The sequence below is a fragment of the bacterium genome, assembly GCA_021158245.1.
Classification (GTDB): domain Bacteria; phylum Zhuqueibacterota; class QNDG01; order QNDG01; family QNDG01; genus QNDG01.
In genome coordinates, this window is record JAGGVB010000044.1 from 22,705 (window position 1) to 45,994 (window position 23,290).

Here is a 23,290-nt window from a genome sequence, read left to right on the forward strand (position 1 = left end):
ATTGTGACAGGTTAGGAGGTAATATATGGCTGAATTTTGGCATAGTTTCACCCCCGGATGGAGCGGGTGGATTTTTATGTGGACTCTGTTAGTGATAGCAGGTTTTATGATAGCGATAACGATCGAGAGGTTTCATTATATCTACATCAGATCAAACATTGATTCAAGACGGTTTATGTCTCAGGTAAGAAAATTAGTAGCAGCCGGAGAGTACAAAAGGGCAATTTCTCTATGCAGCAGCGTAAAAGAGAAAGCTCTGCCTAGAATAGTACTTATGGGATTACTCCGTGCAAGCAAATCAAAAGCACCGGATTTTAAATCAGTGCAGAGTGCCATTGATGAGGGAACTCTGGAAATAATTCCTAAATTACAGGCCAGAACCAGCTATCTGGCAATGATTGGTAATATCTCAACTCTTATAGGGCTTATGGGAACAATTTACGGCCTTATTCTTGCATTCCGCTCTGTTTCTGTTCCAGGAATTGATGTTGCTGAGAAATCCACACTCCTTGCTCAGGGTATTTCAGTTGCAATGAATACGACCCTGACAGGTCTGGCTATTGCCATACCTGCAATTATTTTTTATACAATCATCCATAATAAGACAAATCAAATAATTGATGAAATAGATGAACATACAGTTAAACTAATAAACCTTGTTACCGAGAAGGAGCAGTAAAATGGCACTTCGGCCTTCCCGAAAACTAAAGCACATGCATGAGGTACTTCACACGGATATAACTCCGATGATGAATCTCATGGTTGTGCTGATACCGCTTCTCCTTACATCTGCCGAGTTTGTAAGGCTGGGTGTAATAGAACTTAATCTGCCTTCTGCTTCTCAGGGCCCGATTTCTTCAAAAATTAATAAAACGCCGCAGGAAGCAGTTAAAAAACTTGACCTTGCAGTTACAATAACTGATAAAGGCTTTTATATTTCGAGCTCTATGGCAGTCTTAAGCGGTAAAGACAAGGGAGAACCGTCTATAGCTTTAAAAGACGGAAAGTATGATTTTGAAGGATTGACGAAGAAGCTGTATGAGATCAAGATGAAGTCAAAAGACAGGTTCCCTGACACAGATAAAATAATTATTATGGCTGAACCTAATATAGATTATCAGACACTTGTAAGCACAATGGACGCATCAAGAGCTATTAAACTTAATGAAGAGTATCAGGATATTTTTCCTGATGTATTGTTGAGTGCAGGAATTTTTTAAGAATCGGGAAAATTATGATAAACGGATTTTCAAAAATAAAAAGGCGTAAACGGGATACAGGCGAAGTTAAACTGCAGCTTACTTCAATGATGGATATGTTTACCATTATACTTGTGTTTCTGCTTAAGACATATTCGACTCAGGGACAGTTAATTAATCCTTCAAAGGATCTAACTTTGCCTTCGTCAATAGTACAGCATGCTCCTGAGCTGGGATTGGATGTAACAGTTTCCAGTGATTGGATTCTTGTTAACGGCCGTGCTGTAGTAAAAACAAAGCAGGTAATGGATCAGGATGGGTATATTATTGAACCGCTTAAATCCGAGCTTGATACATATGCACGGGAAGCAAAAAATATGCAAAGGCTTTACGGAGCAAATTTTTCCGGTAAGGTGACAATCCAGGGTGATAAAGCACTTCCCTATAAGTTATTAATTAAAGTTATGGCCACATGCGGACAGTCATCGTACCCGAATATGCGGCTGGTTGTTTATAAAAAAGAAGCATAGTTACAGTATATTCCGAGCAGAGAGGTTAGTGTCCAGCTTTATGAATACAAGAGATATTGCGAAAGAATTTCAAAAACCTTTTTTCAGCGAATGGGACAGAACATTTGTTTCTGCCTTTGTTGCAGCGCTTATATTTGAATTTATAATCGTTTTTTTTCTTGCACAGAGGCCTGTAGCAAAATACTCGCAAAAGGATATAACGAGAATTCAGGAGAGATTTGCAAAGTTTGTCCTGCAGGCAGAACCTGTAAAGAGCGAAGAAGTTGTTGGTACAGGCAACGGTGAAACAGGCGGGAAGACTGGTACTGCAAATGAGAAGAAGAGCGAAGAGAAAGAACCGGCTGAGAAGAAGGGCGGCAAGGCAAAGGGAGAAAAAACAGGCAGCCTTGCAGGGCCCGGAAGTCCAGGCAGGGCTTCTTCTGCTTCTGCTGTGGAAGCACGCAGAAAAACCAGAGAAGCAGTAACGAGGAGTGTCAGTAATAAAGGAATTTTGGCATTGATAACTGCATCCGGAAACGGGAGCAGTAATAATTCAGTTGAAAGTGTGTTTGGTAAATCAGGAAGCGGTGCAGGAAGCGGAAATCTTGATGATGTGTTATCTTCTGTCTCAGGTTTGAAAACAAGCGGGAAACCCGGAGGCACGACAGGAAGTGCAGGCGGAGGAACAGGAGGATCAATCAGGGGAGGAAGAGAAGGTAAATCTGCAACTATTGATGATCTTGTTTCCGACCTCGGCAGTGCAGGATCCAGCGTTATGAAGAGAAAAGGCGGCCTTGTTGTTGAGGCTCCTGATCAGGTAAAGGGCAGGGGCAGAAAATCAATATATCGAAGTGCTTCTGCAATTCAGGAAGCCATGATTGCTCACAATTCTGCTATCAGATACTGTTATGAACGGGAGTTGAAACGCAACCCCACTCTTAAAGGTAAAATTATGGTACGTATTACTGTGTCTCCTGCAGGCAGAGTTGTAAAGGCGGAGATAGTATCCTCAACACTTAATAACAGGCGTGTCGAAAGATGTATTCTTTCCCGTATTCGTTTATGGAAAAATTTTAAACCTATAAATGAAGCTGAGGGTGATGTTACTTTCAGACAGGCATGGTCTTTCGGGTATTAAAATATTTTAGTTTTAATGAGTGTGAAGAAATAAAAAAGGCTGCACGTGTTTGTTTAGTATGCAGCCTTTTAACTATCTTACTAAGCTGTGATGGCTTATTTTCCGCGATAAATTAAAGCAAAAGATAATTTTTTAGCATCTATATTCTCTTTTTCAATTATATTATTATCGGCCTGGTTTTTGTTTTTCCATGAGCTCATCTGATACAAACAGCCAATGGAGAACTGATCATTAACCTTTAATTCTGCGCCAAAGGATATGATTTTTCTGTCAAGATCACTTGAGACATGTTTTAACGGTGATTTGTTAATTCTATACCCTCCCCGCAAAATTACCGGAGTGTTGGGCAGGGCAAGTTCTCCTCCTACAGAGAGATTTGTTACGTTTTGATATTTCTGCCTGATTTCAACATTTTGTTCTTCATCTTCTATATAGCCGGTGTTTTTATATTTAATCTGGCTGTAATCAAGGAATTCAGCGCTGCCGGTTATCATAACAGGGCCCTGTTTAATTGAAAGGCCCGCACGGAAAATATATGGAGAGCTGATCTTATATTCTGTAAATCCATTATCAGTAGAATCCGTAGTCGTTGCATTATCGTCCCACAATGTCTTTTCCTGATAGGACCAATCCTCTTTTCCTGTCAAAGTCAATGGTGTTTCAGCTGTAATGCCGAATCTTATATTTTTGTTAAGATAGTAGAGAATGCCTCCGGTAAAATTTAAACCCGTATAACCGGTATTGATTGTGGTGGTTTTTTTGTAGTTGTTAAATGTCCATATGTCATATACATTGTCAGATTCCGTATATCTCCACAGGTAGTCATCATTTCCTGACCAGAAATTTACAGAGCCTCCCAAATACACCTGCGGAGCAACTTCAATTGCACCGCTGAATGAGATGGCTGAAAGAGAGCCCTGTTCAAGCTCATTATACGACATCTGAACAGAATCCCCGGGAGCGTTGTTTAACATGGATACGTACAGGGAGTTGTCAAATTCCCGGATTTTTTGATAATTGATTCCGAAAACAAGGCTTCCCTGATAAGTGGGTACAGGTATGGCAATACCGAAGGAATTCAATCCCGTATAGGATGAATTTTCGGTTGTTTCAATCCCTCCGAATGTAGAGCTGTTGGTAATGGAGAGATGGCCGATTGAGACTCCGCCCGTAATTTTTTTTATTTGGCCAAGGCCTGCAGGGTTGTAAAAACCAGCTGAATAGTCATCTGCAACAGCTGTAAAAGCTCCGCCCAATGAAGCTGCTTTAAACCCTGATACCCATGATCTTCCCATGATAAACGGGATATCCTGTGAATATAAATTCAGCCAAATCAGGGAAAGAGATAAAATGATAAAAATTCGCTTTTTCATGTAAATTCCTCCAGTCAAATTATTTTCGTTTTCTGCGGCTGCCTGATGAGTTAGAAGAACTTCTTGAATGTGATGAAGTTCCGGAACTGCTGCTAGATGATGCCCTGCGTGATATAGCTTCTGTAATACTTCCAATTGAGACACTGTTTCCAGAATTATACCTGGAAATCCTATGATAAGTTTCACGAAGTTTGTTAATAAAGTTAAATTTTTTCTTTTGCACCGGTTTTCTGATTCTTAGTAATCTGTTAACATTATTCAATGAGGTGTTTCTGTTTAATGAAAATGCAGAGATTTTATTTATACTGCTTCCATTTTCCGTTGAAGAAAATCTGCTGAAAGGCTCTCTTCGGTCAAAATGACGCCTCTTGTTTTTCAATACTGATGTGTAGTTGGAATATGGGTATAAATAGAAGCCAAATCCTGAATAAAATCCACTATACCAGTTTGAATATAAGTAAGGATAAGAATAAGAGTAGAAAACAGGCCACGGCCAAATGTTATACCAGGGAGAGTAGTACGGACTATAGAAAGGATCAAAACAGAGCCCCCAATCCCATGTTTCATAATCATCATAAATTGGGACATCATCGTTAAAGTTTTCTGAAACATCATCCAAAGGTTCTTCAACAACAATGTAATCATCTCCCTTTACTACCCTTGTATTCTGACGAAGCATGAGGTGTGTGTAACACCCTGATACAGAGATTGCAAGGAGAAAGAGGAGGGTGGAAAGCAGGATTTTTTTCATTTTAAACCTCCTATAATTGTAAATTTTTTAGTAAAAATTCCGATTCTGTTTGAATTCAGGTCATCTATTCTAAGAGCCAGCAAATATGAACCCGGAGGAATAGATAAAAAGATATCTTTTTTGATTATTTTTTCATAAAAACTTTTTTTGGATTTAAATGCAAGGTTTGTACTTTTCTCTACTTTTTTAATAATATTGTAGTCATTATCATAGATAACCCATCTGTATCGATATTCTGCTGATATTGTTTTATTATCACTGTTTTTTAGCCTAAGATTCCATGATGGAAATGAGAAGCCGAATCGGACGAAAACTCTATTACCTGCTCGTTTGGTTTTTTTGAGATAAAGATTAAATCTCTCAATTTTTTTAAATTTATCAAAAGGCTTATATATAAAGAAAAAGTGATGTTTTTTAATGTAGTAGATTCTTTTTTTATGCAGGGCTCTCCGATAAATATATTTTGATATTGTACTTAACCTGATACCCTGAGAGTCGGCATTATTTCTGTTTACGGCAACTTTGAAAATTATTCTGTATCTGTAAAATATCCACTTTTCCCAGTATTTATTAATTTTTTCAATTTTATCAGGTTTCCCGAATTTAATATAAACTTCTCCTCTGGAATCCCATGGAGGGTAAAAATCGTCATTATCATTGGGCGTGCTCAGTCCAAAATTGTCATAGGCAAAAAGGACTCTGCGCTGGAACTCTTCTTCTGCTTCGTTCTCTTTTGTAGTGGGTGTAGGGTCACGCTTTGCCCAGAATTTACGAAGCCATTCTTTTCTATCCCATTGAATATCAAGAGAAAGAAAGAATGCCAGCTCTTTATGCGGAATAATATGAAAAAAGCCGTTTAAAAATAGTTTATCATCTGTCCAATTGTTCCCTTTCACGGATAGCTTTTCTTTAATAATTGCCATATCATTTTTATGATCCGGTACTTCGCTGTATTTTTTAACATTGTGTCCAGCAGATAATTCAGGTGATTTTTTAATTTCCCCTGAAAAAATTTGTATAGCTTCAAGTGAAAGCTTTGCTGTCTCCTTATTGCCTGACAGGACAAATTGTTCCAGAACAGGAATAGCCTTTTTGTCTTTTAATTCGCCAAGGGTTAGCGCAGCCTGGAACTGAATAGTTGAATCTCTGCTGCTGAGGAAGGGGTATATAATATTTAAATATTGTCTGTTTCCTTTTTTACAGAGGCGTTTTGCAAGAATTATCTGATGGACAGAAGCATCATCTGCCCATGAGCTTTCGGGAAATTTTGCAGCCAGCTCCTGGAATATTTTTAAAGCTTCTACATCACGTCCTTTTAACTGCTCAAGGGAAAAACCCTGCCAGAACATTGCATCATCGGTGAATAAACTCTTTGGATGTTTGCTCACAAAAGTGCTGCAGCAGGATACTGCCTGACTCCACAAGCGTTCATGGATAAATTTTTTACATATATTGAAATTTTTTCCCCCATCCTCATTTCCCCCGGCAGAGGAGGAAGAAACTGCTGCAAAAAATAGCATTAACGCAGCAACAAGTACGTTCAGTACTAATTTCTTCCTGAGATATTTTACTATTTCTGCCATGGCCTCTCCAAATATCACAATTATGATGTGTAACGGCTTATTCTCAGTAAAATTCGGCTATTTGCAAGCTCTTGTTTTACCAGGTTTTCCAAATCTTTTGAATCTGTTTCTTTAGATTGAATCATCTCCTCAAGGAGGTTTTCTATTTCCGAGATAAGTGAAATGAGGTCCCTGTTATCGTCCGTAATGAGGCTTTTTATTACTTTTGTCTTCCCGAGAATTTTTTCAGCGGTTTTTATTGTCAGATCGTTCTGTTCATCCATAGAAAAGGAATTGCTGTTTAAGTTTGAATAATCAAGAAGAAGAGTCTGGGTGCTCACTAAGTATGAGTCAACAGAAGGGGCTATAGGTGTTAATGTGTACTCTCCTTTTTTACGTGAATAGATGCTTCGGCCTGTTTGTATACCTGCAAAAAATATTAATAGTATAACAGCAAAGGCCGCGGATTTTCTTATCCATGAATTCAGGATACGATATCCTGTTCCTGCATGGTGCTGTCCGGAAAACTGTTTTATAACAAGACGCTGAAATTTTTCAGGAACTTCCGGGACGGAGCGCTGCAGCATGAGTTTATTGAGGCCTCTATATCCCTGAACAATATTCCGGCATTTTTGACATTGTGAAATATGATCACTGATTTTCTTTTTTTCCTCAGCGCGCATTTCATCAGTGATAAAACGTAGAATTGTATTTTCGGAAGGGCAGGGCATATTAACCTCATCTATTTAAAATCTTTAAGTTCTTTCTTAAGTTTCTTTAATCCGCGGAAAAGATGGACTCTTGCAGTGCTGTGAGCACATCCTAATACTTCTGCGATTTCCTTTAATGAACAGTTGTGATAATAGTACAAAACAACAGCTGTTTTTTGATTCTGTGTCAAAGTGCCTAGAGCTTTCTCAATTGCATCCTGTTTGCCGGTGTAGAATTTTTTGCTGCTGTTTTCGGGAATATTAAATTTTGATTCGTCAAGCCCCGTGTTTATCCGTGATTTTTTTCTTAACAAATCAACTGATTTGTTATAAGCTATTCTGTAAAGCCATGTTGAAAATTTTGATTTTCTGTTAAAGCTGCTGATATTAATAAAAGCCCTTGTAAATGTTTCCTGAGTAATGTCTTTGGCATCTTCCAAATTGCCTGTCATGTTGTAAGTGAGTTTGAAAATCATACCTGTGTAAATTTTAACAAGTTTGGCAAAGGCTCGGTTAGAACCCTGAACAGCCTCATTTATCCATTTTTCTTCCTTTTGCTTCATGTTTTTCTATCTGTTAGACGTGATACATTTGAAAGTGTTTACAATTATTTTTCAGGATCTGACTCTGAAAACATCTCCTGCCCAAAAGTGCCTGATATTGCCGTTTGGCAAAAGAAGTTTAAGCCTGCCTGTATCATCAGTACCCAGGTAAATGCCTTCTGTTTTTTCCCCTGCAGTTTCAATGCAGATTTTTTCATTATTGAAATAATCGTATTTTTTCCAGGTGTTTTGTATAAAATCATTCTTTGTTAATGCTGCTTTCTTAAATGAAGATTCAATGTTCTTTTTTAAAAGCTGAAACACATCTATGATGTTATTTTCTTTGCCTGTCTCAATTTCAATTGAAGTTGCATTATTGTCAAGGTTATACTGTTGCAGGTCTTTTTTTGTGAGATTGACATTAAGGCCTATACCGAGAACCATGCAGTTGCATGAAGGATCACCCTGCGCAAGTATTCCGCATATTTTGCTGCCGTTGACAAGAACGTCATTCGGCCACTTCAGGCTTGGTTCTATAGAAAGCTCTTCAAGAGTTTCTGCAACACTTATTGATGCTATTTGTGTTACGAGAAAGAAAAGCGGTTCTATTCTGTCCCGTTCAATAAAAATCGAGAAACAGAGGGATTTCCCAGGTTTGGAAAACCAGGTACGGTTCATTCTCCCTTTGCCAAGAGTCTGGCTTCTGGCAAGGATTGTATCCCCGTGCTTTAATCTGTTTCTCATGGAAAATGCTTTTTTGTTAGTTGAATCAAGCTCATTAAAAATAAAGAGCCGCGCATTCCATAATCCTCTTCCGCGTTTTATTGCAGGATCATTTTCAGAGATTAAATTCTTCATAACATAACAATATATAAAATTAGAGTAAGATTACAAACAACTTTATCTTTCTTAAAGTACTTGACAATTTGCGTGATTCAAAGTACATTAACAGGCTTACTTTTACCTATGGAGGTGATGGGGTGGTGTTCCGGGGACTGGTATATTGATGTGGAATTTTCTTCATAAAAAGGAGCACAGAATGCCCGTTTTGTTTGATGGTGCTGAAAATTTTGAAAAGAGTAAAAAAATTGTCGGCTATGTTAACAGAAAAGATGCTGATACAGGCCTTTACAAGCGCTTGGGGTTCAAATGCGGGCTTGAGATTCATCAGCAGCTTGCCACTAAAAAGAAGTTATTTTGCCGATGCCCTGCAGGCTTGTACCACAGCGGAGATGATTACGATGCCGAACTTGTACGTCATATGCGTCCTACATTAAGTGAACTGGGGGAGTATGACGGCACAGCTCTGATGGAGTTCAAAACCAGAAAAAATATTATTTATCGCATTAAGTACGAATCAGCCTGTACTTATGATGTTGATGATACGCCTCCTTTTCCAATGAACAGGGAGGCTCTTTCAATTGCAATGGAGATTGCACTGCTTTTAAAATCTAATATAGTTGGTGAATTTCACATAACAAGAAAGCAGTATCTTGACGGATCAATTCCTACGGGATTTCAGCGTACCGGTATTATTGGTATAGAGGGCGAGATTCCCCTTTCTAAAAAAACCGTCAGAATTATTCAGATCAGTATTGAAGAGGATGCGTGCAGGGAAGTTTCCGATGTGGGACATATGAGAATCTATACAACAGACCGCCTCGGTACTCCTCTTATAGAGATGGTAACCTACCCTGATATGAAAACACCTGATGAAGCGAGAGATGCAGGACAGTATCTTAGATTTCTAACGAGAAGTACAGGCAAGGTGAATACAGGAATAGGAGCCGCCCGACAGGACGTTAATGTAAGTATTACAGGCGGGACCAGAATAGAGATAAAAGGTGTTCAGCGGATTTCATCCATTCCGGAACTTACCCATAATGAGGCTTTCAGGCAGAAAGCGCTTCTGCAAATAAAAGATATCCTTAATAAAAAAATTAAAACACCTGAGAAATGGACAATCCGTTCAGAGAGGCTCGCTTCAAACTTTTTATCGCCGCTGATCGTAAGAGCCATGGCAAAGGGGTTTGTCCTTACAGGAGTTAACCTTCCCTCATTTGAAGGAATCCTCTCCTTTTTTACTCAGCCGGGGCGTACTTTTGCAGACGAGATAGGCGACAGGTTAAAGGTAATTGCGTGTCTGGAACGGCCTAATATGGTAACATCGGAATCTCCGGAAGGAAGCATAAATGACCTGGATCTGCAAAATATCCGTGAGGCTTTAAAAAGCGCAAAAGGGGATGCTCAGATTGTTTTCTGGGGGCCTGAAGATGATGCTGCCACTGCAGTGGAAACAATTGAAGAACGATGCAGAATGGCATTTGAGGGCATTCCTTCTGAAACGCGCAAATCCCTTTCTGACGGAACCACAATTTTTGAAAGAGTCCTTCCCGGGCCTGACAGAATGTATCCGGACACTGATTCTGCTCCTATCCCGATTGATGATCCTTTAATTGAGGGAATTCGTAAAGAGCTTCCCAATTCTGTTGATTCCAGAATTAAACAGATGGTAGAGTGGCATGTGCCTGAAGATGCTTTCCTTTACCTGCTGCGGCGTAATTTATTTCCACTTCTTTCATGGATGATAATAGAGCATGAAATCGAACCAAAGATTGCCGGAAAAGTTTTGGGCCATATTTTGAGAAATACGGAAAGAAGAATCGGCCCGGTTTCTTCCGAGCATTTGGAAAGAGTACATTCATGTATTATATATGTAAATGAAAAGAGTATTCGTCATAATATTTTAACAGAGATGATCCCGTTATGCCTGCGCTTTCCTTCCCTGAATTTGGATGAAATTTTAGGAGAAACAGGTTTTATTACGCTTTCAGAAGACGAAATATATGAGAAAATACCGAATTTACGTAATGAATTCCGCATGAACAGGCGATCAAAAAGAGAAGGAGCTGAATCTGACTGGATTATGGGGGAGCTGAGATCTGTTGCCCTTGGCAATATGGATTTGAAGGAGCTGCGCAAAGCTGTTGAGGGAGGTTCTCTATGAAAGATGCGTTAAAAGGATACAAGGGTGAAGCAAGAAAGGTTTTGGAATCCTTTAATATTAGAGTGTGGAGCGATGCTGAGATTGAAACTACGAGAGGGGCATTTAAAGGTATTGTCCTGCCCCGTTCCGAAAATGATGATGATAAGCACATTGTGCTTAAATTAATAACAGGCTACAATGTAGGAATTAATGTTAATACAGTTAAACAGGCCAGGGAGATCGGGTATAAAGAAGCTCATTATCAAATTCCGGAAAAAGAGTTTCCATTATCTCCCGATAAACCAAATGTCAAACTTTTTGGTACTGGCGGTACAATAGCATCACGTCTTGATTACAGGACCGGAGCTGTAATACCAGCATTTTCTCCGGGAGAACTTTATGGAGCTGTACCTGAACTTGCAGATATATGCAATATATCTACTGAAAAATTGTTTGCAGTTTTCAGTGAGAATATGGGGCCGTCTCAATATATAGAACTTGCAAAAGCAATCGGCCGGGAGATTGAGAATGGCATTGACGGCATTATTGTCGGACACGGTACTGATACAATGCACCACACTGCTGCTGCTCTGTCATTTATGGTACAGGATTCTCCTGTGCCTATAGTTATGGTAGGTTCCCAGCGTTCGTCTGACAGGCCGTCATCAGATGCTGCGTTAAATTTAATTCACTCTGCAACCGCAGCAGCGCATTCGGATATTGCAGAAGTTCAGGTCTGCATGTTCGGTCCTACTTCTGACGAGTACGGACTGCTGCATAGAGGAACCAGAGTCCGGAAGATGCACTCTTCCTACCGTTCGACTTTCCGTACAATAGGAGATATTCCTCTTGCCATGGTGACAAGGGATAAAGTAACACCTCTGCGTAATGATTATAGCCGCAGAAGAGGGGATAAAAAAGTAAAAATACTGCCTTATTTTAATGAAAAGGTTTCTATGATTTACTACTACCCCAATATGCAGTCTGATATTATTGATTCCCTTGTAGATAATGGTTATAAAGGGATTGTAATTGCAGGTACTGGACTGGGGCATGTAAATAAACCGGTTTATCCTGCAATAAAGAGGGCTGTTAAAAAGGGTGTTTCAATTTATATGACTGTACAGACCCTGTGGGGATATGTTCACATGTTTGTCTATGATACAGGAAGGGATTTAATGGCAAAGGGAATTATTCCTGCTGAGAATATGCTTCCTGAGGTTGCATACATTAAGCTTGGATGGGCTTTGGGGCAGACCGATGATCCTGAAAAAGTCAAAGAACTAATGCTGACTCCGGTAAACGGAGAGATTACCGAACGCGAGCCTTATAACGGATATCTTGTATTTCAGGGCGGGATTCCCGAAGTGGAGGAGTTTTTAAAGAGAATTCATAAGTAGATTTTAAGAATATAATTTTAAAAAGAGATGCAGAGATGCATCTCTTTTTTGTAAACCATAGGTGTTTTATGGGATGCAAATATAATGGAAAGAACATGTAGTAGATAAGCCTGATTTTCCCATTCCTGTATTCCCGAGCCTGTCACTTTTTCTTCTTGTATTATTGCATAATGTGTAGTTATATTTTACCATGTAAAACAATAAAGTATACAGGGTGACAATATGCGTATAGGTATCTATCAGTTCAGTCCGGTATTCGGAGATAAAAAGACTAATCTTAATAAAATAGAAAATGCAGTTGCAGAGGTTAATGCAGACTTGCTTGTGCTTCCTGAACTCTGTATTTCCGGCTATCAGTTTACATCACAAAAAGAGGTAGCAGATTTAAGCGACATAGTGCCTGATGGGGAGAGTATAAAGAGGTTAGTCACTATTTCCAAAAAAACAGGAACTTTTATAGCCTCAGGCTTCGTTGAACAAGAGGACGGAAAATTTTATAACTCTTCTGTGTTTGCAGGCCCCAGAGGAATAGTAGGCATTTACAGGAAAAATCATCTCTTTTATGAAGAGAAGGAGTACTTTACTCCGGGGAATCTCGGGTTTCCTGTATTCTCAATTCCGGGAGTAAAAGTCGGAATGATGATATGTTTTGACTGGCTCTTTCCTGAGGCTGCCCGTTCTCTTGCTCTTAAAGGTGCAGATATAATTCTCCATCCTGCGAACCTTGTACTACCCTTTTGCCAGGATGCAATGATTACAAGATGTATTGAGAACGGAGTTTTTGCAGTAACAGCCAACAGAACAGGAACGGAAAAAAGAGGAGGGAAGCCTTCCCTCAGGTTTACAGGCCAAAGCCAGGTTGTTAATCCCAAAGGCGAGGTACTTTTTAAGCTGGGGGAGAATGTTGAATCCGTACAGGTAATTGAGATAGACCCTTCGCTTGCAGGCAACAAGATGATTACAGATGTAAATGATATATTTCTTGACAGAAGGCCGGACATCTACATTGATGATGTTCCGCCTGAGGAGACTGCAGGATAATGACTGCATTATGGGACGGCCCCCTTAAAAAAGTAAATGATTATCTGTGGAAGATCCCTGTTTCGTACGCAGAGGGAATGAATGTTCCGGGATTTATCTTTGCAGATGAAAAGATGATAGAGGATGTACGCAGAGATTCAGCTCCTCTTCAGGTTGCAAATGTGGCTCATCTGCCGGGCATCCTGAAAGGCTCTTTTGCAATGCCTGATATCCATTGGGGTTATGGTTTCCCAATCGGAGGAGTTGCTGCATTTGATATTGACAGCGGAATTATTTCTCCGGGCGGTGTGGGATATGATATAAACTGCGGCGTAAGGCTTATTAAAACCGATCTCGAAGAGTCGGATATCCGGGGAGTAATCCACACTCTGATTCAGGGGCTTTTCCAGAATATCCCAAGCGGCGTGGGCTCCACGGGGAAGTTGAAACTCTCTCAAAAGCAGGAGAGAGATGTATTAAGAGACGGAGCTGTGTGGGCAGTAAAGAACGGGTTCGGATGGGACGAAGACCTCCTTTTTACAGAAAACAGAGGTATATTTGACGGAGCGGATCCGTCCGCCTTGTCACAGCGTGCAATCCAGAGAGGCAGTCACCAGTTAGGCACACTCGGATCAGGAAACCATTTTCTCGAGATTCAGAAAGTAGAAACAATATTTGATAAGGAAAAGGCTGAAGCTTTCGGCCTGAGAGAGGGGCAAATCACAATAATGGTTCATACAGGCTCAAGAGGCCTTGGATATCAGGTATGTGACGACAGCCTTGATGATATGGTAAAGGCGATGGACAAGTACTCTATCAAAGTACCGGATAAACAGCTTGCATCTGCTCCTGTTAACTCTTCTGAAGCTGAGAAGTATCTTGCGGGTATGGCTGCTGCTGCAAATTATGCATGGGCCAACAGGCAGACAATTCTTCACTGGATAAGGGAAACATTTGAAAGAGTGTTTAATCAATCTGCAGAGAACCTGGGCATGCACATGGTTTATGATGTGGCGCATAATATTGCAAAGTTTGAAGATCATTTAATTAACGGTCAAAAGAAGAAAGTCCTTGTTCACAGAAAAGGTGCAACCAGAGCATTCGGCCCTGAAAATCCCGATATACCTGAGCCTTACAGAAATACGGGACAGCCTGTGCTGATTCCCGGAGACATGGGTACTGCTTCTTATGTTCTTGCAGGTACAAAGTGTGCAGAGAAAGAGAGTTTCGGATCTACATGTCACGGAGCAGGCAGAGTAATGAGCAGACATGCGGCAGTAAGGGCTGCAAAAGGAAGATCTATTTTTAAGGAGATGGAAGAGAGAGGCGTTGTTGTTCAGAGCAGAAGCCGAAAAACTCTCGCAGAGGAATCTCCTGAAGCATACAAGGATATTGACAGAGTCGTCAATATTGTGCACAATGCCGGATTGTCCCTGAAGGTTGCACGAATGAGACCTCTCGGTGTGGTTAAAGGATAAAAAAATGAGGATTTTATGCAGTTAAGAGAAAAATCAAAAAAACGTCTTAACATAAATATCACATCTCTTATTGATGTTCTTTTTCTTCTGCTGATATTTTTTCTGGTTTCATCTACGTTTGTGGAACAGCCAGGTATGAAAATAGACCTTCCCAAAACTTCCAAAAGGGAATCATTCCGAACAAAGGGATACACTCTTTATATCTCAAAAGAAGGCCGTATGTTTTTGAATGATGAGAAAGTCTCATTTGATGATTTGCCAAAGCGGCTTAAATCTATCAGCAAGAGCCTGGGAGATAAGGGGATTGTATTAAAAGCTGACGAAAAAAGCAGATACGGCATTGTTGTTCAGGTTATGGATATAATAAAGCAGAGCGATATAAAGAAGATTGTTGTTGCAACAGAATTAAAAGATATGATAGACAGACAAAAGTAATGATAAGAAAAATAGGTTATTCCGAGTTCTATTTGGGTGTATTCAGTTAATTGTAAAATAGGGTTATTTAAAATATAAACATTTTATTTAATGTTTAAAATTCTTCCTTTGTTTGTATGGAGAATTTAAGCTGTAATAAGGACCTTGTTAAATGAAAATATTTAAAACAGTAAAAGAGATGCAGGCAGAGGCTGATAAGCTTCGTCATCATGGTATAAAAATAGGTTTTGTTCCTACAATGGGATATCTGCATCAGGGCCATCTGAGCCTTATCAGGACAGCAAAAGAGAATTCCGATGTTGTGGTTGTTTCAATATTTGTCAACCCTGTCCAGTTCGGCCCTGAAGAAGATTTTGAAAAATACCCGCGTGATTTTGAACAGGACGAGAAATCAGCAAAAGATGCAGGAGCAGACATTATTTTTTATCCTTCGGTAGAAGAGATGTATCCGGAACCTTATTTCACTTATGTAGATGTCGAAAAGATTACAGACGGCTTGTGCGGAAGATCAAGGCCAGGCCACTTCAGGGGAGTTACAACAGTAGTTGCAAAGCTTTTCCTGTGCGTAAAACCTCATACTGCTGTTTTCGGGCAGAAAGATGCGCAGCAGGCAGCAGTTATCAGGCAGATGGTCAGAGACCTTAATTTTGATATTAAAATCATTACCGCACCCATTGTCAGAGAAGCAGACGGGCTTGCAATGAGTTCAAGAAATAAATACTTGTCTCATGAAGAGAGAAAAGAGGCTCTCGCTCTGTATGATTCATTAAAGCTTGCTGAAAACATGGTATCAAATGGCGAGATATCTGCTGAAATAATAAGAGATGCGATAGAGCGTAGGATATCAGAGGAGCCTCATGCACGGATTGATTATGTGGAACTTGTGAATGCAGAGAGTCTTGAGCCTGTGGAAATAGTTATCGGCAGAGTGCTTGCCGCAGTTGCTGTTTTTGTGGGGAATACGAGATTGATTGATAATGTAGTACTGGAAGTTTGAAAATTTCCTGATATTATCCAAAATAAATCTTGTATTGAATCCCTCTTCAGGTTAAATTAACCCTTTAAAAGACATTGTCCGGCAGAAACTATACAGGTGGTTTATGAAAAAAATTATTCCTATTATAGCAGTGATTCTATCAGGCATGTATTGTGCCCATATAAACGAAGCGGAATTGGCATTTCAGCAGAAAGATTACAAAAAAACCATTCACTTATGCAGAATATCCATTGAGAATGATTCTCTTAACACAGATGCTATGCGGCTTTTAAGTCGTTCTTATGTAGCAACTGATTCCCTTATTAATGCAAGAAAGATGGCAAAAAGAGCATTTGATATAGATACTGATTTAAGGAAAAACATCAAAGTTTTGGCTTATGTATTATCTGCTTCAGGAGATAAAGAATTTAACGGCAAAAATTATGATTATGCATTAAAATGGTATAATGACGCAGCTGAAATATGTTCCACTGATACAAGAATAATCAGGAAAAAAGCAGATACCATGTTAAAACTGCATTTTCTTGATCAGGCACAAAAAGAGTACAGCCGCCTTATTTCTGCAGGAAAGGATACCTCTGAGATTAAAAAGATTTTAAAGAAAATAGATGAAGGTAAAAAACTCGCTTTTTCCTATTATAAAAAAGGCCTGAGAAATTTAAAAAGGGGAAGCATTGTATCAGCGGCAAAGTATTTTAAAAAGGCAGTCGGCAAAAATTATGACTTGTCAGATGCTCGTTACTATTTTCTTTTAACATCAGGAAAAGTTTCTCTTAAAAGCAGAAAAAAGAAAAAGCTCTGGGAAGCTATTGAGTCTTTTGGAAAAGCCGCAAATTTGCACCCCGATTCTGCAGAGCCGCACTATTTTATGGCAAAAGCTTATGAGAGAAAAGACAGCGGAGAATTTGTTAATGCTATTGATGAATACAAAAAAGCCCTGGACCTGGAGCCGAACGGGCCCTATGCAAAAAAGTGCAGCACTAAAGTCAGAACATTAAGCAGAAGGAAAAAGAAGCTTGATGATTTTTGGAGCAGGGGCAGAAAGAAGATTAAGAGTAAATAAATGTTTAGAAAACAGAAGGGCGGATTTTAACAAATCCGCCCTTTATTTGTTGCATACTACATTTTTTACCTTATTTTACTGAGCAAAATTAAAATGAAAATAAAGTCTGAGTTTTCCCAAAAAAATTAATTTAAAGGAGCAAAACAATGTCTTTTCCCCATCCATTTTACAAATGGAGGCCGCATCCATGGCATGGGCTTGAAGTTGGAATCAATCCTCCGGAAATTGTACATGCTTATATTGAAATAACTCCCTTTGATCTTGTCAAGTATGAAGTGGACAAATCAACAGGATATATGAAAGTTGACAGGCCTCAGAGGACATCATCTCAGCCTCCTGCTCTTTACGGTTTTATTCCAAGGACGTACGGCGGAAAGAGAGTCAGTGCTCTCAGCCCTGATGCGGAGCGTGGAGACGGAGATCCCCTTGATATCTGTGTTGTGAGCGAGCGTCCGATTACAAGAGGTGAAATTTTTCTAAACGCCCGGGTAATAGGCGGGCTCCGTATGATTGACCACGGAGAAGCTGATGATAAAATTATCGGAATTCTTGAAAATGATGAGTTCTGGAGAGATGCAAAAGATATTAGTGATCTGCCCGATATTTTGGTTGAACGGCTGAAACACTATTTTTGTACTTACAAGCTTGTTGAGGACGAAAAATCTAAAATCACTATTGATGAGGTTTATAACAGAGAAAAAGCTCTTGAAGTTGTGACTGCTTCAATTGAAGATTATAATGAAGAATTTGGTGAAGTATAAGATTACTGAATTTGCAATATAATATATAGTTGATATCAGGGGAGACGATACATTTGTCTCCCCTGATTTATTGCGCCTGCAGAAAGAGTACAGAAGTATTCCGCTGATTGTATTATATCTGTGAAATTATTTATCGGGGAGTTATAAACATCTAATAATAAATATTATCACTCGGTATCCTCTGAATCATCCCTGTTTTATCGGCAAAAATGAAAGATTTACAAAATTTTAATTTAGAACCAAAATAATGATGCTACCGGCAAAAAATGCCGTTTTAATCAATGATGATATTGTTAAGTTTTTTCCGTTGCAAACAGAGTTATGGCTGTAGCCTGTTAAAACAAATTTAAAGTTTTATCAATCTATAATCGCAGGTTTCCCGAATTAAAATTAAAATAAATGTTATAAGTGAAATATGTTCTGGTATTTATTGATAATAGGCCGATAACTATACTGAGAAGAAGGCTTCAATATAAGTTTGCCACTGTTTTTAAAGGGGTTATCTGCAGATATAATTATGCAGGATAGTATAAAACGGGAGTGTGATGCATAAAAAGAGGAACATTGCAAATTGTAAATTAGATTTCATTTAGCACTCTTCAGGAATATTTTTTTATCTGATTTATTCTATGCATGCTTTTGATGATATATTTTAAGGCTAAAATATTGTAGAATTGATAGATAAGAAAGAAAGCCCTTGATAAAAATCGGTGGTATAAATTTTGCAAACAATAGCATTGACGTATAAAAAATACGTTTTAATATAAACAGGAGTTTTTGTGGTAAAGAAGTTAATCCTATTAATTTTTATTTTTAGTACTATTTCGTATTCACAGACTCAGTGGGTCAGAAACGGAATTAAGGGCGCTTCAGCTGTTTCTTCACAGATCAATCTGAACTGTGTAAGTACAGGCACAGGCGGTGTATTCTTTGCATATGAAAATGACCCTCAGGGTGACGCTGACATCTATGTGCAGTATATTGACGGAGCAGGTAATGCAAAGTGGGGACCAGACGGGAAAGTAATTTGTTCCGCGGCAGGCAACCAAAAGCGGCCTACAATTACATCTGACGGCAGCGGCGGGCTCTATGTTGCATGGGAAGATGAAGTATCGGAAGATATTTATATCCAGCATCTTGATGCACAGGGTAATGAGCTTTGGGTAAAAGACGGAATTAGAATATGCAGTGCTGCAGGGCTGCAATCACGCGTTGAAGCTGTATATGATGGGACTGGAAGTGTAACACTTGTATGGATTGACGAACGTTCGGGGAATGGCACTGACATATATGCACAGCGTGTAAACAGCAGCGGTAATGCCTTGTGGCAGACTAATGGTGTGCCGGTATGTACTGAATCGGGCAATCAGTCGTCTCATGTTATAAAAAGCGATGGTTCAGGCGGAGTGTTTGTTGTATGGCAGGATTACAGGAACGGTTATGCAAATATTGATATTTATGCACAGCACATAAACAGCTCTGGTTCGCCTCTTTTCGGTTCTCAGGGCATAAGTGTTGTTTCTGCGGCAAATAATCAGCAGAAACCTGATATTGACATTAACGGTACAGACATTTTCGTAAGTTGGCAGGACTTCCGTTCCGGTACAAATAATGATATATATGTACAAAAATTTGATATAAACGGCAGCCCTCAGTGGGGCGCAAACGGTTATCCGGTATGCACTGCAGGGGGGCATCAGACGAATAGTCAGATAATTAGTGACGGATCCGGCGGAGTAATAATTGTCTGGGATGATAACAGAACAGGATATGACATCTACGGACAGCAGATGTCTTCCAACGGCATTCCCCAGTGGGAAGCAAACGGAAAAGTTATAAATGCATCGAGCGGGTATCAATACACTTCCCGTGTAGTGTCAGACGGTGCTCACGGAGCCTTTGTTATATGGAATGATGATCACTCTTCTCCGTCTGATTTGAATATATTTGTTCAGCATATTAAAAGCGATGGGACTCTTCTTTTTCCCGAACAAGGCTATACTGTGGTAGATACAACAGGATATCAGGACGGACATTGTATAGTTGAGGACGGAGCAGGCGGATTTATTGCATTGTGGAGGGACGGCAGAGACGGAAACAGTGATGTTTATGTTCAGCATATAAATGATGCAATTACTTTTTCAACTCCTTCAGCGGGAAATCTCTGGGCAGGCGACAGGGAACAGACAATTACATGGGAGTTAAAACCCGAATCAGTAATTTTTGATCATCTTATTGTTAAAGCATCTGCCAGCCCTGGAGACGGGTTTCCGATTATAGTACAAGACAATGTTTCTCCTTCTCTCCTGTCTGTAAACTGGGCACCCCAATCAGTAAGCAGTACAAGTGTCAGAATCAAAATAGATGGTATCCTTTCTGACGGCACACTTGTAAATTCATATCAGAGCGGTCAATTTTCAATTGATTCCGAGCCGCCTGACCAGTTTCATCTTCTATCCCCTGTTAATAACACAAACACAACCCTTGATGTTACTTTCCAGTGGGAAACTGCATCTGACAACCTCTCAGGGCTTGACCACTACGAATTATGGCTGAACAATTCAGTTTTTACTGATACTTTGCATTCAAACTCCATAAGCCTGGCTATGGATGAAGGAACATTTGTCTGGACAGTTAAGGCTGTTGACAAAGCAGGAGTTGTAAGAACTGCGGAAGAAGCCTGGAATTTTTCAACGAGCAGAGATAATGATCCTCCTACAATATTTCACCTGCAGTCACCCTCAAATGACTCATGGACTGCTGAAAAGTCTCCGGAGTTTATCTGGTCAGGATCTACTGATGCAGGAAGCGGGCTGATGAAATATCAGTTTTATCTTGACGGTGAAATGATTAAGGATAATATGCCGCCTACTCAGCATTCGTTCTCTTCTGCAGAGCTAAGCCTTGGTTCACATACCTGGCATGTAATTGCAGTTGATTCTGTAGGAAATTCTATGGAATCCGAAGAGATTAATACTATTAATGTTGATTACGTAAAACCCGAGCAATTTTCATTAAGAGGCCCGGATGACGGTGTATGGGTAAATACTGCATATCCGGAGTTTTCATGGGAAGCAGTATCTGATACAGGTGCCGGACTTGAATACCTGCAGCTTTGGATGGACGGAGAACTTCTTATAGACAATATTAACCCTTCAGGTACATCACTTATCCCTGGATCAGGTTACGCTGTTTCGGAAGGAAGCCATGAATGGTACATTTCTGCAAAGGATTCAGTTGGAAATATCAGAAAATCGACAGAGATATTTGAATTAAATGTGGATATAACTCGCCCCGAACCTTTTTTACTTATGCAGCCTGCAGACAATAGTTTTGTGACAGATTTGAGGCCTGCTTTTCAGTGGGAAACGGCAAATGATGCTGTATCAGGCGTAAGTTCTTATAATATCTATATTGATGATCAACTTGTGTCAGAGGGATTGACAAATCCTTCTTACATTCCTGATTACGATATTGCAGAGGGGCATCACATCTGGAAAGTAAAAGCTGTTGATGCAGCGGGAAATTCTAAAAACAGCCACAGATTCGGGTTTACTCTTGATGTGAGCAGCCCGGAATCATTTGCACTTATTTCTCCGTCTGCAGGAGCGGTACTGCATACGAGAACCCCTGATTTTGCCTGGCATAAAACAGACGATGCAGTTTCGGGATTTGCGTCTTATACATTTGTAATTGAAGGAATTACAACTATTGAGAATATCTCTCAAAATGATACTCTGCATACTTTAAGTACATCCTTTGCCAATGGAACATATACATGGCATGTTGCTGCTTTTGACAGTGCCGGGAATGTATTTACTACGCCGGACCAGGCATTTGAAATTTCCTGTAATCCTCCTCAGCTGACATCTTCTGCAAGTGTAAGCGCAACCGAAGATGAACCATTTAACTATACAGTTGCATTTACCGATCCTGACGGAGATGATGTTAATGTTACGTTTTTAAGTATACCTTCGTGGCTTACACGCAATAATATGATATTTTCCGGAACACCGAGCGAGGCTACTCAGGATACTGTAATTGTCCTTAATTTTTCAGATGGTATTTTCACGGAAGAAAAGCGAATTACAGTAAATATAATACATGTAAATGACCCACCTGTAATAACCTCCTCAAATTCAGCCGCAGCAGTTGAGGATTCTCTGTTTACTTACACAGCAACTGCTTATGATGTGGAAAATGATGCACTTGCTTTTACTTATATTACACTTCCAAAATGGCTGACAGCAGCAAATGCTGTAGTTTCCGGAACACCGCGGGAAGGTGATCAGGATACCTGTTTTGTAGTAATAGTATCTGATGGGGCAGACACGGACACTCTGAGAGTAGATGTTACTGTCCGGGCTGTAAACGATCCTCCGGTAATTACCTCTTCTGGAGCTGTAACTGCAACAGAAGGCAAGCTGTTCCGCTATAAGGCGTCAGTTGAAGATGTTGACAGTAAAAATGTTTTTGTTAAGTATTATAATCTGCCCTCATGGCTTTCTCTGTCCGGGCCTGAACTGCGTGGTATTCCAGAGAATCAGAGCACAGACACGTGTTTTACTGTAATTGCATCAGACGGAGAGTTGAGCGATACTCTGATTGTAATGGTTACAGTTAATCATGTAAATTCATCTCCGGGATTTGTATACGAGCTCGGCACCTGGCAATTTTATGATGATGATACACTTAAGTGGTCTGTAAATCTTGATGAATATATAAGTGATCCTGATGATCCTGACAGTGCGCTTACATGGACATACGAACTTCCCGATACAAATAATGTTACAGTTTCCATTAATGAGAAGTCCCATGTGGCTACAATTGTGGCACATCACACACAGGGGGCATTCCGCGTAATTTTTACTGCTACGGATCCTCACGGGGCTTCAGCTTCGTGTACATTGTACATGCAGATAATAATGACTTATGTTGATAACACATCATTTGCAGTACCAAAATCGTTTGCCCTTTACAATAACTATCCGAATCCTTTTAATGCAAAAACAGTAATTAAGTATGATGTGCCTGTTTCAGCAAAAGTAAATATTTCCGTTTATAATACTTTGGGAAGAAAGGTTGGTGAAATTATCAACGAATTACAGCAGCCGGGTGTATATAAATTTGAATGGGACGGTGATCATTTTCCGACGGGTGTTTACTTTATTGTAATGCAATCGGGTTCATACAGAAAAGTACAAAGAATGATATTATTAAAATAGAAAGCAGATAATTGCCGTTTTCATAGACTCCTCCCTCTTCCTTCTTATAAACCCCGCTTTTTATCAAGCGGGGTTTTCTCTTGCAAAGATGTATAAAATTTTCTATTTTTTTATATTAGATGAAAACAGTATTTATTATTT

At 39.6% G+C, this 23,290-nt stretch carries 18 protein-coding genes and 1 pseudogene; 13 read left to right on the forward strand and 6 right to left on the reverse strand.

Annotated features, from left to right (window positions below; genetic code table 11):
* Positions 1-25 precede the first annotated feature (25 nt).
* The 4 genes from J7K93_02260 to J7K93_02275 are packed head-to-tail and all read left to right on the forward strand — an operon-like array spanning position 26 to position 2,846.
* On the forward strand, positions 26-679 hold the full coding sequence (locus J7K93_02260; GenBank protein ID MCD6115814.1) for a MotA/TolQ/ExbB proton channel family protein: 654 nt from the start codon (positions 26-28) through the stop codon (positions 677-679).
* Between the two features lies 1 nt (position 680).
* On the forward strand, positions 681-1,220 hold the full coding sequence (locus tag J7K93_02265) for a biopolymer transporter ExbD (protein MCD6115815.1): 540 nt from the start codon (positions 681-683) through the stop codon (positions 1,218-1,220).
* A 14-nt stretch (positions 1,221-1,234) separates the two neighbouring features.
* Positions 1,235-1,729, forward strand: a complete 495-nt coding sequence (locus J7K93_02270; GenBank protein MCD6115816.1) for a biopolymer transporter ExbD — start codon at positions 1,235-1,237, stop codon at positions 1,727-1,729.
* A gap of 28 nt (positions 1,730-1,757) precedes the next feature.
* Entirely contained in the window at positions 1,758-2,846 is a 1,089-nt protein-coding gene (locus J7K93_02275; GenBank protein MCD6115817.1) for a TonB family protein, read from the forward strand.
* Positions 2,847-2,941: 95 nt separating this feature from the next.
* Here the strand turns inward: J7K93_02275 and J7K93_02280 are convergent, their stop codons facing one another.
* The 6 genes from J7K93_02280 to J7K93_02305 are packed head-to-tail and all read right to left on the reverse strand — an operon-like array spanning position 2,942 to position 8,642.
* Positions 2,942-4,219: an outer membrane protein transport protein gene (locus J7K93_02280; protein ID MCD6115818.1), complete on the reverse strand. Its 1,278-nt coding sequence runs from the start codon at positions 4,217-4,219 to the stop codon at positions 2,942-2,944.
* Positions 4,220-4,238: 19 nt separating this feature from the next.
* Positions 4,239-4,970 carry a hypothetical protein gene (locus tag J7K93_02285; GenBank protein MCD6115819.1) on the reverse strand — a complete coding sequence of 244 codons (732 nt, stop codon included), beginning with the start codon at positions 4,968-4,970 and terminating at the stop codon, positions 4,239-4,241.
* Positions 4,967-6,553, reverse strand: coding sequence for a GWxTD domain-containing protein (locus J7K93_02290; GenBank protein ID MCD6115820.1), 1,587 nt, complete (start codon positions 6,551-6,553; stop codon positions 4,967-4,969). Before J7K93_02290 ends, J7K93_02285 begins: the two co-directional genes overlap by 4 nt.
* A gap of 20 nt (positions 6,554-6,573) precedes the next feature.
* Positions 6,574-7,263 (reverse strand): hypothetical protein, encoded by a 690-nt coding sequence (locus J7K93_02295; protein MCD6115821.1) that lies wholly within the window; start codon positions 7,261-7,263, stop codon positions 6,574-6,576.
* An 11-nt stretch (positions 7,264-7,274) separates the two neighbouring features.
* Complete coding sequence (locus tag J7K93_02300) at positions 7,275-7,805, reverse strand: sigma-70 family RNA polymerase sigma factor (GenBank protein MCD6115822.1); 531 nt, start codon at positions 7,803-7,805, stop codon at positions 7,275-7,277.
* Positions 7,806-7,856: 51 nt separating this feature from the next.
* Positions 7,857-8,642, reverse strand: coding sequence for a biotin--[acetyl-CoA-carboxylase] ligase (locus J7K93_02305; GenBank protein MCD6115823.1), 786 nt, complete (start codon positions 8,640-8,642; stop codon positions 7,857-7,859).
* A 181-nt stretch (positions 8,643-8,823) separates the two neighbouring features.
* Between J7K93_02305 and gatE the strand changes: the two genes are divergently transcribed.
* The 9 genes and pseudogenes from gatE to J7K93_02350 all read left to right on the forward strand — a co-directional run bounded on the left by gatE (position 8,824) and on the right by J7K93_02350 (position 23,149).
* Complete coding sequence (gene gatE / locus J7K93_02310; GenBank protein ID MCD6115824.1) at positions 8,824-10,791, forward strand: Glu-tRNA(Gln) amidotransferase subunit GatE; 1,968 nt, start codon at positions 8,824-8,826, stop codon at positions 10,789-10,791.
* 72 nt (positions 10,792-10,863) lie between these two features.
* Positions 10,864-12,170 (forward strand): annotated as a pseudogene (gatD, locus tag J7K93_02315) (Glu-tRNA(Gln) amidotransferase subunit GatD).
* Positions 12,171-12,392: 222 nt separating this feature from the next.
* On the forward strand, positions 12,393-13,211 hold the full coding sequence (locus tag J7K93_02320; protein ID MCD6115825.1) for an acyltransferase: 819 nt from the start codon (positions 12,393-12,395) through the stop codon (positions 13,209-13,211).
* Entirely contained in the window at positions 13,211-14,668 is a 1,458-nt protein-coding gene (locus tag J7K93_02325) for an RtcB family protein (GenBank protein MCD6115826.1), read from the forward strand. Before J7K93_02320 ends, J7K93_02325 begins: the two co-directional genes overlap by 1 nt.
* A gap of 15 nt (positions 14,669-14,683) precedes the next feature.
* Positions 14,684-15,103, forward strand: a complete 420-nt coding sequence (locus J7K93_02330; protein MCD6115827.1) for a biopolymer transporter ExbD — start codon at positions 14,684-14,686, stop codon at positions 15,101-15,103.
* 151 nt (positions 15,104-15,254) lie between these two features.
* On the forward strand, positions 15,255-16,100 hold the full coding sequence (locus J7K93_02335) for a pantoate--beta-alanine ligase (GenBank protein MCD6115828.1): 846 nt from the start codon (positions 15,255-15,257) through the stop codon (positions 16,098-16,100).
* Between the two features lie 103 nt (positions 16,101-16,203).
* Positions 16,204-17,163, forward strand: coding sequence for a hypothetical protein (locus tag J7K93_02340; protein ID MCD6115829.1), 960 nt, complete (start codon positions 16,204-16,206; stop codon positions 17,161-17,163).
* A 146-nt stretch (positions 17,164-17,309) separates the two neighbouring features.
* Entirely contained in the window at positions 17,310-17,924 is a 615-nt protein-coding gene (locus tag J7K93_02345; protein MCD6115830.1) for an inorganic pyrophosphatase, read from the forward strand.
* Positions 17,925-18,703: 779 nt separating this feature from the next.
* Positions 18,704-23,149 (forward strand): T9SS type A sorting domain-containing protein, encoded by a 4,446-nt coding sequence (locus J7K93_02350; protein ID MCD6115831.1) that lies wholly within the window; start codon positions 18,704-18,706, stop codon positions 23,147-23,149.
* Positions 23,150-23,290 lie beyond the last annotated feature (141 nt).